Raw genomic sequence first — 15,962 nt, forward strand, 5'->3', positions numbered from 1 at the left:
CAATCGATGACAACCCCGCCCAGCATCCTGCCGTCCGGCGACACCGCCCTGACCGTCGAATTCGGCCGCAGCATCGATCCGGCCATCAACCGGCTGGTCCTTAACCTCGATCGTAATGTTGCAACGGAAGCCATTGCTGGCGTTCTTGAAACTGTCCCGACCTATCGCTCGCTGCTGGTTCACTACGATCCGGTTCAGGTCAGCTACACGGCATTGTCGGAAAAGCTGCTCGCGCTGGCGCAACTGCCTGTCCCGCCCGAAACCGCGATCCGGCGCTGGCGTGTACCCGTGGTCTATGGTGGCGACTACGGCGCCGATCTCGACGATGTCGCGCGTGCGCACAGCATTTCGACCTCGGACGTCATCGCCAGGCACACCGGCGGCGATTATCGCGTGGCGATGATCGGCTTCACGCCCGGCTTCGCCTATCTCAGCGGGCTCGATCCCGCCATCGCAACACCACGGCGCGAGAGTCCGCGAACGGAGACACCGCCCGGCACCATCTCCATCGGCGGCGTGCAGGCCTGCGTGCAATGCCTCGCGGCCCCGAGCGGATGGCACCTGCTTGGGCGCACACCGGTGCGGACGTTCCATCCGCGCCGCGATCCGGTGTTCCTGATGGAGCCCGGCGACGCCGTGAACTTCCATGCCATCCCCGCCGGTGAGTTTGCCGCGCTCGATCGCGCGGCGGAGCGCGGCGAGACCGTCGCCGAACTGGTCGCGTCATGAGTCAGCTTGTCGTCGTCACCGTCGGACCCGCTACATCGGTTCAGGATGCCGGACGCTTCGGCGCGCAGCGTTACGGCCTCACCACCAGCGGCGCGATGGATCGTGTGGCGCTTGCCGTCGCGAACTATCTGGCGGGAAACGCGCCGTTTGCTGCCGCTATCGAAATCGGGCCGTTCGGCGCATCATTCACTGCGCGCAATGGCGCTGTTCGCGTCGCCTTGTCGGGAGCCGTGCGTGTCGCGGATATTGTCGGCACACCGCTCGCCCACCATCAGACGGCGCTGATCGCGGAAGGCGAAACGCTCAAGCTCGGCGCGGCGCGCCAGGGCATGTTCAGCTACCTCGCAATCGAGGGCGGCATCGCGGGCGAGCCGGTGTTCGGCAGCCTCTCCGTCAACGCGCGTTCGGGCCTCGGCAGCCCCTTTCCCCGCCCGCTGCAGCCAGGCGATGCGCTGGATGTCGGCACGGCGCAACTCGCGCCGCACGAACGGGCGCTGGACACTTACGATCAATCGGCATCGGCGATCCACGTTGTGATGGGACCGCAGGACGACGAGTTCGGCGCGGCATGCGATGTGTTTCTCAACAGTGAGTGGCGCATCTCGGCCACCAGCGACCGCATGGGTTATCGCCTGGAGGGTCCGAAGGTCGAACATTCCGGCGGTCACAACATCGTCTCCGACGGCGCGGTCCACGGCAGCATTCAGGTGCCCGGCAATGGTCAGCCCATCGTGTTGATGGCGGATCACGGAACGACCGGCGGCTATCCCAAAATTGCGACAGTCATCAGCGCCGACCTCGGCCGCTTCGCGCAAATGCAGTCGGGTTCAATCTTTCGCTTCAAGGCCATCAGCGTCGAGGACGCGCAGGCCGAGGCGCGCAAGCTATCCGAATTCCTGCAATCCCTGCCCGCCCGGATTCACGAGGCGGGTGGCTCCAGCCTCAATCTCGTCGAATTGCAAAAGGCCAATGTCGCGGGCGTCGCGGTCAATGCCATCGACACCGGCGAGCTGTAATCTCACACAAGGTACAGAGTCATGACCATCGATCTCAACAGCGATCTCGGCGAAGGTTTCGGCGCGTGGGAGATGGGCAATGACGACGCGATGCTCGGCCTCGCCAGCAGCGTCAACGTCGCCTGCGGATTTCACGCGGGCGATTCCGACATCATGTTCAAGACCGCGAAGCTCGCGAAGCAACGTGGCGTCAGCATCGGCGCGCATCCGGGCTATCGCGACCTGCACGGGTTCGGACGGCGGCCGATTCCCGGCCTGAAGTCGTCCGAGATCGAAACCATGGTCGCCTACCAGATCGGCGCGTTGCAGGCGGTGGCCGCGCTGGCCGGTCACAAGGTGACGCACGTGAAGGCCCACGGCGCGCTCTCCAACGTCGGCTGCGTCGACGACATGACAGCGCGCGCCATTGCCGCCGCGATCAAGGCCGTCGATCCCAATTTGTATTTCGTGGTGCTGCCGAACTCCGCGCTGGTGCGCGCCGGTGAAGCAGCAGGGCTGAAGCTGATCCATGAAGTATTCGCCGACCGAGCTTATGAAGACGATGCGCAGTTGATGGCACGCAGCAAGCCGGGTTCGGTGTTGCACGATGCACCGCAGATCGCCCAGCGCGTGGTGCGAATGGTGCAGGACGGAGCGATCACCTCGGCGTCAGGCAAAGTCATCAAGGTGAAGATCGACACGGTCTGCATCCATGGCGACACGCCGGGCGCCATCGACATCGCGCGTCAGGTCCGCGGTGAACTCGAGCGCAGCGGGATCAAGATCGCGCCGTTCAGCTCGCAGCGCTAGCCGCCAGCGGCTGCGGCGCATCCGTCTGCGCGATGAGCCGCTTGAGTTCGGGAATGCACGACCCGCAGTTTGTGCCCGCCTTCAGTTTCGCACCGATGTCGGCGGCGGTACGTGCACCATCCACAATCGCGCCGCAGATCGCGGTGCGGCCGACTCCGAAGCAAGCGCACACGACCGGACCGTCACTGGCGAGACCATCGGCGGACTTTCCTGACAGCAACAACCGCCGCTGCTCGTCGCCGATCGTCTCCGCCGCGAAGATCGCCTTCACCGCATCCCAGTCCGGCGCATCGGTCGCCGGTCCCATGAACAGACACGCCTCAAGCGCCTCGCCGGCAAACTGAGCTGCGCGATAGACTCCTCGTGCGGCGTCTTCATACTCGGCAATGTGCCCTGCCTCACCCAGCGGCGCGAGATACGACTTCCAGGATACAGGTTCGGCGTTGCTGGCCAACAGATAGCCGTAACCGCCCGTGACCGCGACACGCGCCCACCACACACCTTTCGGAAACGACATCGGCTTGCGCGACAACACGAAGCCGCGCTGGGTGAAAGCAAAAGCCTCGATGGCCACGGGCGTGGCCTTGTTTTCGGGCTGACCGGAGAACGGATCGGTGAAGGGCGCAACCATCGCGCCGATACGGCCGGACGAATTTTCCTCGCTCCAGTGGATCGGCGCGAACAGCATACCGCGCTGCTGCCGTTCGCTGACGACGACCTTGAGAATACACTGGCCGAGATCGGTCGCGAGTCTCGCGAAGCCGCCATCGACAATATTCGCCTGCGCGGCATCGTCAGGATGAATCTCGACATACGGCTCCGGCAAATGCTGGCCGAGACGCGGGCTCATGCCGGTCCGTGTCATGGTGTGCCACTGGTCACGGATGCGTCCGGTGTTCAGGCGCAATGGCCGCGCCGAGGACGTCTCTCCCCGCAGCATCGGCATGTCGGGCGCGATAAAGCGCGCCTTGCGATCGTTGGTAAAGAACCCGCCCTCGGCGAAGAAACGCGGCGTCTCGCCTTTCGCGCCGCTCGCCATCGGCCACAGGAACGGATTCATGTCGTCGAAGCCCTCGTCCGACAGCGATGTGAACGCGCCGATGTCGAAGTCGCGGCTGCCGTTGTTCTCGAACGCGGACAGTTCTGCGTGTTCGCGGAAAATATCTGCGGCAGACTTGTACGCAAACGCCGCGCCATACCCCAGACGCTTGGCGACCTCGCTCACGATCCACCAGTCGGGCTTCGCCTGCCCCGGTGGCGGCAGGAACGCGCGCTGCCGCGAAATCCGCCGCTCGGAGTTGGTTACCGTGCCGGACTTTTCGCCCCACGCATGTGCGGGCAGCAACACATGCGCGCCGGAATTGACGCTGTCGTTGGATTGCACATTCTCCGAGATCACCAGCAGATCGAGCTTGCGCATCGCCGCGCGCACCGCGTCGGCGTTCGGCAGCGACACCGCCGGATTGGTGCCCATCACCCACAGCGCCTTGATCTCGCCGCGTCCGATGGACTGAAACATCTGAACAGCCTTCAGCCCCTCATGCGTTGCGATATGCGGCGCTTTCCAGAACCTGCGCACGCGGTCGATGTCCGGCGGCGTGAATCCCATATGCGCGGCAAGCTGGTTGGCGAGGCCGCCCACCTCGCGACCACCCATGGCGTTCGGCTGGCCTGTCAGCGAAAACGGAGAAGCACCCGGCTTGCCGATGCGGCCGGTCGCGAGATGGCAATTGACGATGGCGTTGACCTTGTCGGTGCCCTGCGCCGACTGGTTGACGCCTTGGGAGTACAGCGTCACCGCGCGCTCCGTTTTCGCAAACATCTGGAAGAACGCCGCGACATCGGATTCAGCAAGTCCTGTCGCCAGCGCCGTCGCTGTCACGCCGTCGGCAATGCGCCGCGCTTTCGCGATCGCGTCGTCGAAGCCACTGGTATGCGTGTCGATATAGGCCTGATCGACCGCGCCGTTGTCGGCGAGATGGGTCAGCAATCCGCTGAACAGAGCAGTGTCGGTGCCGGGCTTCAGCCCGAGAAACAGGTCCGCGTCGCCGGAGGTTTCGGTCTCGCGCGGATCGATCACCACGATGCGCGCGCCGCGCGTCTGCTTGTTGGCGATCATCCGCTGGAACAGCACCGGATGACACCATGCAGCGTTCGACCCGACCAGCACCAGCAGATCCGCCTCCTCGAGATCCTCATAGCATCCCGGCACGATGTCGGCGCCGAACGCGCGGCGATGACCCGCTACCGACGAAGCCATGCAGAGCCGCGAATTGGTGTCGACGTTCGCCGTGCCTACAAAACCCTTCATCAGTTTGTTGGCGACGTAGTAGTCTTCTGTCAGCAACTGGCCCGACAGATAGAATGCGACCGAGCCGGGTCCATGCTTGGCGATGATGTGCTGAAGCCGGTTGGCGACATGATCGAGCGCGTCGGTCCAGTCCACCTGCTCGAACCTGTCGTTCGAACAGCGGATCATGGGATGCAGCAGCCGTTCGTGCAGGCCCAGCGTTTCGCCGAGCGCCGATCCCTTGGAACACAGCCGCCCGAAATTCGCGGGGTGCTCCTTGTCGCCCGCAATTGTCGCGCCGCCCTTGCCGTCAGGCGTCGCGATGACGCCGCAGCCGACGCCGCAATAGGCACATGTGGTTTTGACGGGAGCGAGTGAGGAATCGACGTTTGTCATGCGGAAACCCGCACGACAAACGGATCAGAAATCAAAACGGATGATAGGAGATCGTGCCGAACACGATGGCGGCAATCAATGCGAACGCGCCGTAAACAGCGAGCATATGGATGCGGTCTGCCGGTTGCCCGGAAGCCGAGGTCGCCCGGGCACGGGCTTCTAGTCCAGACACAACATCGCGCATCGCCGATCTCCAATCGATCATCAGATGCGATATTGAATTGCTCCGTCAGTGACTTACAAGCCGATCGGCAAAAAGACGATAAAGTTGCCGTCGTCCGCGCCGGGAGAGAGAAAATTCCTCCCGCCTGGCCCTGCGGAGAACGAACCATCTCCGCCAAAATGACAGTTCCCGCCCCGTCTTTCATCAATAGACGTCCTGCTGGTAGCGGCCCTTCTTCTTGAGATCGGCCACAAAGGCGATGGCTTCGTCCGTTGTGCGCGCGCCGAACTGCGCCGCAATGTCCACCAGCGCACGCTCGACATCCTTCGCCATCCGCTTGGCATCGCCACAGACATAGACGTGCGCACCGTCAGCGAGCCAGCTCCACAGTTCGCGGCCGACTTCGCGCATCCGGTCCTGAACATAGAATTTCTCGGCGCCGTCGCGCGACCATGCCAGCGACAGCCGCGTCAGCACGCCGGATGTCTTCATCGCGTTTAGTTCGTCGGAATAAAAGAAATCGTAATCGCTGCGCTGATGGCCGAAGAACAGCCAGTTGCGGCCCGGAGCTTTCGTCGCCTGCCTGTCGTGCAGGAATGCGCGGAACGGCGCGATGCCGGTACCCGGGCCAATCATGATGACCGGCGTGTTCGGGTCCTGCGGCAGGCCGAAGCCGTGCGCCTTCTGCACATAGACGTCGAGTTCCTCGCCATGATTGATCCGTTCCGCCAGGAACGTCGAGGCGAGCCCGAGGCGCTTGCGCTTGCCGATCACGTAACGCACGGAATCGACGGTTAGTGAGAGTTTGCCGGGCGTCGCATTATTGGACGACGAAATCGAATAGAGCCGTGGCTGCAATGGCTCGAGCGCCTCAACGAAGGCTTCGGGGTGCGGACGGACGCCGGAGAATTTCTGCAAGGCCGCCAGCACGTCGAGATTGGCCGCATCGCCATCCGGATCGTCGCCGGATGCCAGCGCCCGCGCCTTCTCTCGCTGCGCGCCGCCGGTCACGAACGAGATCAGCTCGAACAGCGTATCGGGCGCGGGAGACAAGGATACATCGTTCAGCAGAACCTCGCGCAGCGGCTTGCCGTTGATTTCCGTCATATGCGACACGCCGAGCATCGCGATGATCTGATCCACCAGACCGAGCTCGTTGCGTGCGAACACGCCGAAGGAATCCCCCACGACATAATCGAGACCGGCCGGCGCAAGATCGAACTCGATATGCCATGTTTCCTTCTCGGAGCCCGGCTTGTTGAGCAACCGCCGCGACAGGAACGAGGCTTTCGCCGGATTGTCCCGCGAGCGGCCGGGCTCTGCCAGCGGCGTGGCGACGACGGGCGCGGCCGCAGGCACACTTACGGGGGACGATGCGGCGGCAGGCGCTGCCTCAAGCTCTTCATAGAGAGACTTGAGCATTCGCGCGGTTTCCTTGCCGCCCGGCACGCAGAGGTTCAGTCGCGCCTCGGCCTTGCTGGCGATGACCTCCGAGTAGTCATGACAGTTGTAGCCGCACTGGCCGCAATCCTGCTGCGCCATCGCCGCCATCATCTTGCGGCGAACCGGACGGCCCGCCGCGAGTTTCATGCGCTCGGCAATCGGCATGGTCTGGTCGTGCCACGGCGCTTCCCCGTCGTCGCCGTCTCCGGCGGCTCCCTTCATCACCGCAGCGCCCTGCTCCGGCGAGAGTGGCGTTACGGCGTTGTCGAGTGATACCAATCCGGCGAAAAAACCATTGAGCCACGAACGCTGCTCGTCGGAGAATGGCGCAGTCTCCGGGATAATCTCGAAGTTCGGCGTGGGAGACATCTGGTTCATGCCGCCACTCCTTCGTCCATCAACTGCCGCAGCGCATCCACATCATGACGCTTGGCAAAGGAGATGAATGTCTCGTCGCTCGATGTCCGGTTCGCGACATAGGCCTTCAGCACGCGCTCGATGGTCTGCGGCGCGTCTTCGGCCTTCACGTTCTGGATGAGTTCGCGCGCGATCACCGCGTCCGGGCCGAACCCGCCGCCGACATGGACGTGATAGCCGGCGACCGTATCGCCGTCGTCGTTGATGGGCACCCGCGCGCCGATCAACCCGATGTCGCCTATGTAATGCTGCGCGCAGGAGTGATGACAACCGGTGAGATGGATGTTGACCGGCGTCTCCAGCGGCACCCGCTCCTCGCACCAGGCCGCGATCTCGTCGGCGTTCTCTTTGGTATGAGCGGCGGCGAAGCGGCAGCCGGTCGCGCCGGTGCAAGCAATCAGGCCGGCGCGAATGGCCGACGATGTGGTGGACAACCCGAGCGCCTCGATGGCCGCGACAACGGTCGCGACGTTGGCGTCAGCGATGCCTGAGATCAGCAGGTTCTGCCAGACGGTCAGGCGAATATCGCCGTCGCCAAAATCGGCGGCGAGTTTCGCGAGACCACGCATTTGCTCCGGCGACAGGTGCCCCAGCTTGAGCGCAACGCCGATCCAGTTTAGTCCCGCCTGCTTCTGCGGATGCACGCCGATATGCGCGAAACGATCATAGGCCGGGCGCGGCGCAATGGCCTCCGCCGGGATGCGCACCAGCTTGCGACCGAGTCTTTCTTCAACAACCGAGAGAAACTTGTCGAAGCCCCAGCTATCGAGCACATACTTCAGCCGCGACTTGTTGCGATTGGTGCGGTCGCCGTTCTCGATGAACACGCGCACGATGGCGTCGGCAATTCCGATCGCCTCGCTGGGCTTGAGAATGACGCCGGTGTCGCGGGCAAAGTCCTTATGACCTGTGATGCCGCCGAGCGAGAGCCGAAAATAAATACCCGCATCGACGCCGTGACCATCCGTTACCTCCACCGCCTGAAAGGCGATGTCGTTGGTTTCTTCCAGCGTGGCGATGCGCCCCGCTCCGTCGAATGCGACGTTGAACTTGCGCGGTAGACCGTACAGCGCGCGTTCATTGAGAATGTGAAAGTGCCATGCCTTCGCGTAGGGCCGAGTATCAAGAAGTTCCTGCGGATCGACACCCGCCGTCGATGTCCCCGTGACATTTCGGATATTATCCGCGCCGGAGCCGCGCGAGGTCAGGCCCAGATCTTGAATACCCTCGATGATGTTGACGGCGTTCTTCGGCTCGATTTCACGCAACTGGAGATTGGCGCGCGTCGTCACGTGGGCATAGGGACCGGCGAATTTCTCGGCGAGATCGGCAACGCCTGCGAACTGCCAGTGGGTCAGGATGCCATTGGGAATCCGCATCCGGCACATGTAGGACGACTGCGTCGGCGCAACGTAGAAGATGCCATAGTAACGCCAGCGGAAATTGTCCGCAGGCTTCGGAGCCTCATTGGTCTCCGCCTGCCTGACGAGGCGCGGATAGGCGTCGAACGGATGTTCGTCGCGCTTCCATTTTTCCTGATCGACCAGCTTGCCGCCGGCGGCAACGGTGCGGTCCTGCGCCTTGAAGTGGATGGCGTCGGGTCCGACAGGTTCGGATTTCGCCGGAGCATTGGTCCGCGCCACGCGCGAGGCGCTGAGGCCGGAGACAAAACCTTCGAGATAGCGTTTCTGGTCGGGAGAGAAATCACCGGACATTTTTCATGCGGCCTTTGATCGGGACGGGTCGGGTTGTGCGAGCGCGCGGCCGAACATGATGTCGCCACGGATCGCTTCGATGGACGCCGTTGTCCTGATCAGGTCGAGATACCAGAGCGCGTCCTGGGTATCGCCCACCAGGACCGCTCCCTTGAGGCAGCCTTCGGCCACCACGAGTTTCTTGTAAGTGCCCCGTCGTTCATCGTTGAACACGAGGGTTTCGCTGTCGGCCGCAGCGAGGAAATCGCCGGCCGAGAACACGCTGACGCCAGAGACTTTCAGGTTGGTGGCAACAACGCTGCCGGAATAATCCGTCGCGCCGTCGGCCAAATGATCGGCCAGCACGCGCGCCTGCTCATAAGCAGGTTCGACGAGGCCGTAACAGGTGCCGCGGTGCTCCGCGCATTCGCCGAGCGCGTAGATTCCGGCGCTGCCGGTACGCAACTGATCGTCGACCACGATGCCGCGATTGACCGGGACGCCTGCGTCTTTCGCCAGCGATACATTCGGCCGGATGCCCGCCGCGAACACAACCGCGTCTGCGTCGATGGTTCGGCCATCAGCCAGCTCAATGCCTTGCACGCGGCCTTCGCCGAGAATCCGTTTTGTGTTTGCGCCGAGCACCACCTCGACACCCTTCACTTCGACCAGCCGCTTCAGCAGCGCTGCCGCAGGCGCATCGAGCTGACGCTCCATCAGGCGATCCATCAGGTGCAGCAGCGTGACCTTCGATCCCGCTTTTGCCAGCCCGTAAGCCGCTTCCAGTCCGAGCAGACCGCCACCGACCACGACAACGCGCGCCTTGGCATCGGCCAGCCCGAGAAGCTGATCAACATCGCGGCTGTCGCGGAAGGTGTGAACACCCGCAAGATCGGCGCCCGGCACATTCAGCCGCAACGGCGTCGAGCCGGTCGCGAACACCAGTTTGGAAAATGGGACGTTCGTGCCATTCGCGAGATGCACCGTGCGTCCAGCGAGATCGACCGACTGCGCCGCGCAACCGTAAGTGACGGTAACGCCACGGTCACGCCACCAGGCGGCGGACTTCAGCTCAATCTCCTGCGACGTCGCCTCGCCCGCCAGCACCGATGACAGCAGCACGCGGTTGTAGGCCAGCCGCGGTTCGTCGCCGATCACGGCAATGGCGTATCGGCCGAGTGCGCGCTTGGCCATTTCCTCGACAAGGCGGGCCGCCGCCATGCCGTTACCGATGATGACAAGAGGCTCGCTCACCGTCGCGACTCCTATTCCGCCGCTGCCTGCTGGCCGTAAGCCTCGCCGATCATGAAACCCGATAGCGTGCCGTAGGCCTCCGCCCACGCGCCGGCGACATCGGATGTCCACGCCTCGCCAAGCCCCTTCTCGAGCGTCCAGAGCAGCGCCGCGCCGACGATGGAATAGTGCGCGGCCTCGACGCCGTAACCAACATGCTTCTTGGCGAGTGCACTCGCCGCCGGCAAAACTGCCGGCAGGTTGGACAGGCCGTTGACCACGACGCCGAGCGTTCCCATCAGCGCGCGGCGCTGCTTGGCCATGTCGCCCTTGAACAACGGCTTGACCTGTTGCGCGATCTCGAAGAGCCGGTCGTAGAAGATCACCGCCGCCTGATCGGCAATCGGCACGACCTTCGCAAAGCTGTCCTGCACAAGTGAAACCTGCGTGGGAGTCATGGCGTGTACTCCTTTTGTTTCAACCCTGCCTTAAGCCGCCTCGACGAAGCGATGACGCTCGTAGAGGAATTCGAGAACGCGCTGTCGGCACTTGAGGTAGATCGGGTTGGCAGCGAGTTCGAGCCGCTTGCGCGGGTGCGGAAGCGGCACGTCGAGCACCTCGCCGATCCGCGCGCTCGGGCCGTTGGTCATCATCACAATACGGTTGGACAGCAGCACGGCCTCGTCCACGTCGTGCGTGATCATCATCACCGTGTTGTTGAGCTTCTGATGCAACGCCATCACCGAGTCCTGGAGATGCGCGCGGGTCAGCGCATCGAGTGCGCCGAACGGCTCGTCGAGCAGCAGCACCTTCGGCTCCATCGCCAGCGCGCGGGCGATGCCGACGCGCTGCTTCATGCCGCCGGAGATCTCCGAGGGGCGCTTGTCCTTGGCGTGGGTCATCTGCACAAGGTTGAGGTTGTGCAGCACCCACTCGTCGCGTTCGGCGCGGGTCTTTGTCGAACCGAACACCTTGTCGACGCCGAGTCGCACGTTGTCGTAGACCGAGAGCCAAGGCAGCAGGCTATGGTTCTGGAACACCACGGCGCGATCCGGTCCCGGCGAATTCACCTCGCGGCCTTCCAGCAGCACGCCGCCCTGGGTCGCGTTGGTCAGCCCGGCGATGATGTTGAGCAGCGTCGACTTGCCGCATCCGGAATGGCCGATGATGGAGACGTAGTCGCCCTGCTCCACGGTCAGGTTGATGTCCTTCAGCACCTCGCTCTGGGTCGAGCCGCGGGTGAAGACCTTATCGACGTGATCGATCTTGAGATAAGTCATTGCGGTTCTCCTCAGCTTGCCTGTGCGCCGCGCGTCGCGATGTTCGCGACGAAGGCGACGATGCGGTCGAGCACAAATCCGACGATGCCGATGTAGGCGAGCGCCACGAAAATGTCGGACAGCCGTGACGAATTCCATGCGTCCCAGATGAAGAAGCCGATGCCGACACCGCCGGTGAGCATCTCGGCCGCGACGATGGCGAGCCAGGACAGACCGATGCCGATGCGCAGGCCCGTGAAGATGTACGGCGCCGCCGACGGGATCATGATCTTCCAGAAGAACTCGAGCGGGTTCAGCCGCACCACGGCGGCGACGTTGCGGTAGTCCTGTGGAATGTTGCGAATGCCCACGGCGGTGTTGATGATGATCGGCCAGATCGAGGTGATGAAGATCACGAAGATCGCCGACGGGTTGCTGTCGCGGAACGCCGCCAGCGAAATCGGCAGCCATGCGAGCGGCGGCACGGTACGCATCACCTGGAAGATCGGATCGAGGCCGCGCATCGCCCAGATCGACTGACCTATGATCGCGCCGACCAGAACGCCGACGACGCTTGCGAGGCCAAAGCCGACGGCCACGCGCTGCAACGAGGTCATCACGCGCCAGCCGAGGCCGATGTCCTGCGGGCCGGTCACGAAAAACGGATCGACGATGAGGTCCTTGGCGTCGGCCCAGATGCGCGACGGCGAAGGCAGCGTCGCTCCCGGCTTCATGCAGAGGATCTGCCAGATGGCGAAGATCAGCACGACCATGATGATCGGCGGGATGACCCGCGCGGCCAGCGCACGCAGATTGGGAAACAGCGTGTCCGTCATGAAGTTGCTGGATGATTTCGGCAGCGCGACGATGGCCGCGGCTTGAGCCGGAGCCTGCGGCACATTCTGCGCCGGAATGGAGCTGGTCGTTTTGACGAGCGGCATGTTCATGAGAAGGCCTCGGTTGCGTTAGGTGCGAGGCCGCCCCTGCGTGGGGCGGCCCGCGGGTTTCTCAGGCTTCGATACGCTTGATCGACAAACTCTTGAGGTACGCCGACGGATTTTCGGGATCGAACACCTTGCCGTCGAAGAAGGTTTCCTTGCCGCGCGACGTGCTTGCCGGAATATCCGCAGCGGCGACGCCGAGCGCCTTCGCGGCCGATTTCCAGATGTCCTCGCGGTTGACCTTGTCGACCATCGCCTTGACGTCCGTTGCCGGCTCGAACTTGCCCCAGCGGATGTCTTCGGTGACGAACCAGGCGTCATGGCTCTTGAACGGGTAGGACGCGTGGTCCTGCCAGAACTTCATGAACTCCTTGGTGCCCTTCACGACGCGGCCGTTGCCGTAGTTGATGTCGCCGTTGGCGCGGCCGATGATGTCGGCGACCGGCACGTTGAACCACTGACGGCGTCCGACGATCTCGGACATTTCCGCGCGGTTGGCGGGCTTGTCGCACCACTGCTGCGCTTCCATCACCGCCATCAGGATCGCCTGCGTGGCCTTCGGATATTTGTCGGCGAACTCGGCGCGGATGCCGAGCGCCTTCTCCGGATGCTTCGACCAGATCTCGCCCGTCGAGCAAGCCGAGAAGCCAATGCCTTGATTGACGAGCTGCTCGCCCCACGGCTCACCGACGCAGAACGCGTCCATGTTGCCGACCTTCATGTTCGCCACCATCTGCGGTGGCGGAACGACGATGGTCGAGACGTCCTTGTCGGGATCGATGCCGCCGGCCGCGAGCCAGTAGCGGATCCAGAGATCGTGGGTGCCGCCGGGGAAAGTCATCGCGACCTTCACGTCCTTGCCTTCGGCTTTCTTCTTGGCGAAAGCTTCCTTCAGCGCGGAGGCGTCAGCGGTAACCTTCAAATCCTTGTAGTCGTTGGAAACGGAGATCGCCTGCGCATCGAGATTGAGGCGCGCCAGAATGTACATCGGCGTCGGCACATTGTTCTGCGTCACCTTGCCGGCCGAGATCAGATAGGGCATCGGCGTCAGGATGTGCGCGCCGTCGATGCCGTTCTTCTCACCGCCGAGCACGAGATTGTCGCGCGTGGCACCCCACGAGGCCTGCTTGTTGACCTCGACGTCGGGCACGCCGTGCTTCGCGAACAGACCCTTTTCCTTCGCGATCACCAGCGGCGATGCGTCCATCAGCGCGATGTAACCGAAGATCGCCTTGGTCACTTCCGGTCCGGCGGTCTGCGCGAATGCGCCGCCGGGAAAATTCATGCGGGCCGCGGCGAGCAGCGCCGCCGTGCCGGCACCGGCCTTGAGCAGCGCACGGCGGCTCATCTTGCGGCTTGCGAGTCCCTGTTTGGTGGTCTTCGTCATCGTGTCTGTTGTCCTTTCGACCGTGTCGCTGTCTGACTGCCGTTCAATCGCCTCACGCGCAGGTCGCATCGTCCAAAAACAAAAAGCCGCCACCTCGAGACGCGCCTATGAGGCTCCTCGAGACAGCGGCATTGCTGTTTGGGCCATCGGTGGACCCGGCAGGCCTTCGTCTCGGCCTGCCCTAAGCTATTCAAGGATCGTGCCAGCCGCGTGCAACGCAGCAAGTCCATATTTTACAGTGAGTTGCGGGTGTGCCTTCAGATGAAGCAGGCCAAGGGCTCGGCCTCTCCAAATGGCATTTGCCCATTTATTGCGCGTCGCACAATAAGTAGGCACGCATCAATGAACCTGGAATCGCTGTTAGGGCTGACGCCGTTTGATGGCGACAGACGCAAGATGCCCGACGATATCGCCAGCATCGAATGGAGCCCCGTCGAATGCGCCGACACCGTCAGCTACGGCATGGACCGGCCGCGCAGACGCACCGAGTGCGGCGTCGTAGAGATCAGGCCGGAACACCCTCTGGGCGGTTTCCAGCGCCTCCGCTGAATAGGCCGCCTGCCCCCAGCGGACCATCTGGGCGTAAAGCCAGGCCGCTTGAACCGGATCAGGCCGCGCCGCGCCTTCTCGCCCGACCAGCAGATAGCGGCCACTTTCGCGAAGCGTTCCGTCCGGCGAGATTTTCAGGCGGCCGTCGAGCGTGCGCTGGATCACCTCGGGATCGACCCCGATCCGCTCCGGGGCCCCGATGATGCGCGCCACCTCGCCCCGATTGTCCGGGTCTTCGATGAAATCGGCGGCGCGGCCATGCGCCCGCGTCAGCCGGGTGAGGACGTCCGGGTTCTTCAACGCCCACGCCTCGCGCACCGCGAGCACCTTCTCCGCCGCGCGCTCCAGGATATCCGACACGAAATGCAGGATATGCCCGACGCCGAGATCGACCGCGACCGAATTCCATGGCGCGCCGACGCAGAACGCATCAACGTGGCCGTTGGCGAGGCTCTCCACCATGTAGGGCGGTGGCAGCACCACGAGGCGCACGTCCTCGTCAGGATCGACGCCGCCCGCGGCCATCCAGAACCGCAACTGGTAATTATGGGTCGAGAACGGAAACGTCATGCCGAATGTCAGCGGCTCGGCACCGATTTTGCGCCGCGCCGCGACGACGCGCGCAAGCGCCTTGGCAGTGACCATCGGATTCGTGGGCTCGCCTTCGGCCTCGCCCATGATCGCGGCATACAGTGCGGGCGATACCGTGATCGCATTGCCGTTCAGCCCGAGATTGAAGGACGCCACGATCGGCACTTTGACCTGCGACAAGCCGAGCGTGGATGCGATAGCGACCGGCGCCAAGAGATGCGCGGCATCGAACAGGCCGATATTGAGCTTGTCGCGGACATTTGACCACGACACTTCGCGCACCAGCGTCACGTCCAGCCCTTCGGCGGCGGTGAAACCCTTGTCCACCGCGACGATCAGCGCGGAGGCGTCGACCAGCGGAATGAAACCGATCCTGAGCGGTGTATCCGTCATTTCAGCAACTCCGCCGCGGTAATGATCGATTGGGCTATTTCGCCGATCTTCTTTTTTTCGCGCATGGCGGTCGAGCGGATCAGCACATAGGCTTCTTCTTCCGTCAGGCCCTTGGCTTTCATCAGAAGGCCCTTGGCGCGATCCAGAATCTTGCGATCTTCCAGCGCCGACTTGGTGCGATCCAGTTCGTCCTGCAATTTGGAGAAGGCGTTGAACCGGGAAATGCAAAGGTCGAGGATCGGCTTGATCCGCTCCTTCTTCAGGCCATCCACGATGTAAGCCGATACCCCGGCCTCGACCGACTGCTGGATCGAGGCGGCGTCGCTCTGGTCGACGAACATGGCGATCGGGCGCCGCACCGCGCGGCTGACCTGGAACATCTGTTCCAGGATGTCGCGGCTGGGGTTCTCAAGATCGATCAGGATGACGTCGGGATCGAGCGCGTAGATGCGCGCGAGCAGGTTATGCATCTCGGAAATATGCTCGACGCTGGTGAAGCCCGCATCCCGCAATCCCTCTTTCAGGATTGCCGTCCGGATCGGGCTTTCGTCGACGATGACGATCTTGAACGACGAATCCGCGGTCATTCCCACTCACATTCCGGCAAAACAACCCTAGCACGCGTCCATCCCGGGCTTAAAGCCTTGTATTTGCGGGTAATCAGGGATAGCT

At 63.3% G+C, this 15,962-nt stretch carries 14 protein-coding genes; 3 read left to right on the forward strand and 11 right to left on the reverse strand.

The features are described 5' to 3' along the window. Window positions 1-6 precede the first annotated feature (6 nt). From pxpB to AC07UB_RS02575, 3 genes are read left to right on the forward strand one after another with little or no spacing between them, the layout of a single operon-like run. Complete coding sequence (gene pxpB / locus AC07UB_RS02565; RefSeq protein WP_492789182.1) at window positions 7-729, forward strand: 5-oxoprolinase subunit PxpB; 723 nt, start codon at window positions 7-9, stop codon at window positions 727-729. After that, window positions 726-1,745 (forward strand): 5-oxoprolinase subunit C family protein, encoded by a 1,020-nt coding sequence (locus AC07UB_RS02570; protein ID WP_494652269.1) that lies wholly within the window; start codon window positions 726-728, stop codon window positions 1,743-1,745. The genes pxpB and AC07UB_RS02570 overlap by 4 nt, the downstream gene beginning before the upstream one ends. Window positions 1,746-1,766: 21 nt before the next feature. Next, window positions 1,767-2,534, forward strand: a complete 768-nt coding sequence (locus tag AC07UB_RS02575; RefSeq protein WP_492789180.1) for a LamB/YcsF family protein — start codon at window positions 1,767-1,769, stop codon at window positions 2,532-2,534. Here the strand turns inward: AC07UB_RS02575 and AC07UB_RS02580 are convergent. From AC07UB_RS02580 to AC07UB_RS02630, 11 genes are all read right to left on the reverse strand, one after another. Continuing rightward, complete coding sequence (locus AC07UB_RS02580) at window positions 2,518-5,220, reverse strand: nitrate reductase (RefSeq protein WP_492789179.1); 2,703 nt, start codon at window positions 5,218-5,220, stop codon at window positions 2,518-2,520. The two genes, AC07UB_RS02575 and AC07UB_RS02580, sit on opposite strands and share 17 nt — an antisense overlap. Before the next feature lie 31 nt (window positions 5,221-5,251). Then, window positions 5,252-5,404, reverse strand: a complete 153-nt coding sequence (locus AC07UB_RS02585; RefSeq protein WP_492789178.1) for a hypothetical protein — start codon at window positions 5,402-5,404, stop codon at window positions 5,252-5,254. A gap of 183 nt (window positions 5,405-5,587) precedes the next feature. Beyond that, entirely contained in the window at window positions 5,588-7,204 is a 1,617-nt protein-coding gene (locus AC07UB_RS02590; protein ID WP_492789177.1) for a sulfite reductase subunit alpha, read from the reverse strand. After that, window positions 7,201-8,958 (reverse strand): NirA family protein, encoded by a 1,758-nt coding sequence (locus tag AC07UB_RS02595; RefSeq protein ID WP_494652268.1) that lies wholly within the window; start codon window positions 8,956-8,958, stop codon window positions 7,201-7,203. The genes AC07UB_RS02590 and AC07UB_RS02595 overlap by 4 nt, the downstream gene beginning before the upstream one ends. Before the next feature lie 3 nt (window positions 8,959-8,961). Beyond that, on the reverse strand, window positions 8,962-10,191 hold the full coding sequence (locus AC07UB_RS02600) for an NAD(P)/FAD-dependent oxidoreductase (RefSeq protein WP_494652267.1): 1,230 nt from the start codon (window positions 10,189-10,191) through the stop codon (window positions 8,962-8,964). A gap of 11 nt (window positions 10,192-10,202) precedes the next feature. Next, the gene (locus AC07UB_RS02605; protein WP_494652265.1) at window positions 10,203-10,628 is read right to left on the reverse strand and encodes a globin family protein; all 426 of its coding nucleotides are present in this window, start codon (window positions 10,626-10,628) and stop codon (window positions 10,203-10,205) included. A gap of 30 nt (window positions 10,629-10,658) precedes the next feature. Then, the gene (locus tag AC07UB_RS02610) at window positions 10,659-11,450 is read right to left on the reverse strand and encodes an ABC transporter ATP-binding protein (RefSeq protein WP_494652264.1); all 792 of its coding nucleotides are present in this window, start codon (window positions 11,448-11,450) and stop codon (window positions 10,659-10,661) included. Window positions 11,451-11,461: 11 nt separating this feature from the next. Further along, window positions 11,462-12,376, reverse strand: a complete 915-nt coding sequence (ntrB, locus tag AC07UB_RS02615; RefSeq protein ID WP_492789172.1) for a nitrate ABC transporter permease — start codon at window positions 12,374-12,376, stop codon at window positions 11,462-11,464. 61 nt (window positions 12,377-12,437) lie between these two features. After that, window positions 12,438-13,757 carry a CmpA/NrtA family ABC transporter substrate-binding protein gene (locus AC07UB_RS02620; protein ID WP_492789171.1) on the reverse strand — a complete coding sequence of 440 codons (1,320 nt, stop codon included), beginning with the start codon at window positions 13,755-13,757 and terminating at the stop codon, window positions 12,438-12,440. A 360-nt stretch (window positions 13,758-14,117) separates the two neighbouring features. Then, window positions 14,118-15,290 (reverse strand): CmpA/NrtA family ABC transporter substrate-binding protein, encoded by a 1,173-nt coding sequence (locus AC07UB_RS02625; protein WP_492789170.1) that lies wholly within the window; start codon window positions 15,288-15,290, stop codon window positions 14,118-14,120. After that, entirely contained in the window at window positions 15,287-15,877 is a 591-nt protein-coding gene (locus tag AC07UB_RS02630) for an ANTAR domain-containing response regulator (protein ID WP_492789169.1), read from the reverse strand. Before AC07UB_RS02630 ends, AC07UB_RS02625 begins: the two co-directional genes overlap by 4 nt. Window positions 15,878-15,962: the final 85 nt, after the last annotated feature.

The sequence above is a fragment of the Afipia sp. GW821-FHT04G03 genome (genome assembly GCF_059419985.1).

What these genes read in the sequence shown, in the direction of transcription:
- pxpB (WP_492789182.1), top strand. Translation starts at nt 7, where the DNA reads ATGACAACCCCGCCCAGCATCCTGCCGTCCGGCGACACCGCCCTGACC.
- AC07UB_RS02570 (WP_494652269.1), top strand. Translation starts at nt 726, where the DNA reads ATGAGTCAGCTTGTCGTCGTCACCGTCGGACCCGCTACATCGGTTCAG.
- AC07UB_RS02575 (WP_492789180.1), top strand. Translation starts at nt 1,767, where the DNA reads ATGACCATCGATCTCAACAGCGATCTCGGCGAAGGTTTCGGCGCGTGG.
- AC07UB_RS02580 (WP_492789179.1), bottom strand. Translation starts at nt 5,220, where the DNA reads ATGACAAACGTCGATTCCTCACTCGCTCCCGTCAAAACCACATGTGCC.
- AC07UB_RS02585 (WP_492789178.1), bottom strand. Translation starts at nt 5,404, where the DNA reads ATGCGCGATGTTGTGTCTGGACTAGAAGCCCGTGCCCGGGCGACCTCG.
- AC07UB_RS02590 (WP_492789177.1), bottom strand. Translation starts at nt 7,204, where the DNA reads ATGAACCAGATGTCTCCCACGCCGAACTTCGAGATTATCCCGGAGACT.
- AC07UB_RS02595 (WP_494652268.1), bottom strand. Translation starts at nt 8,958, where the DNA reads ATGTCCGGTGATTTCTCTCCCGACCAGAAACGCTATCTCGAAGGTTTT.
- AC07UB_RS02605 (WP_494652265.1), bottom strand. Translation starts at nt 10,628, where the DNA reads ATGACTCCCACGCAGGTTTCACTTGTGCAGGACAGCTTTGCGAAGGTC.
- AC07UB_RS02610 (WP_494652264.1), bottom strand. Translation starts at nt 11,450, where the DNA reads ATGACTTATCTCAAGATCGATCACGTCGATAAGGTCTTCACCCGCGGC.
- ntrB (WP_492789172.1), bottom strand. Translation starts at nt 12,376, where the DNA reads ATGAACATGCCGCTCGTCAAAACGACCAGCTCCATTCCGGCGCAGAAT.
- AC07UB_RS02620 (WP_492789171.1), bottom strand. Translation starts at nt 13,757, where the DNA reads ATGACGAAGACCACCAAACAGGGACTCGCAAGCCGCAAGATGAGCCGC.
- AC07UB_RS02625 (WP_492789170.1), bottom strand. Translation starts at nt 15,290, where the DNA reads ATGACGGATACACCGCTCAGGATCGGTTTCATTCCGCTGGTCGACGCC.
- AC07UB_RS02630 (WP_492789169.1), bottom strand. Translation starts at nt 15,877, where the DNA reads ATGACCGCGGATTCGTCGTTCAAGATCGTCATCGTCGACGAAAGCCCG.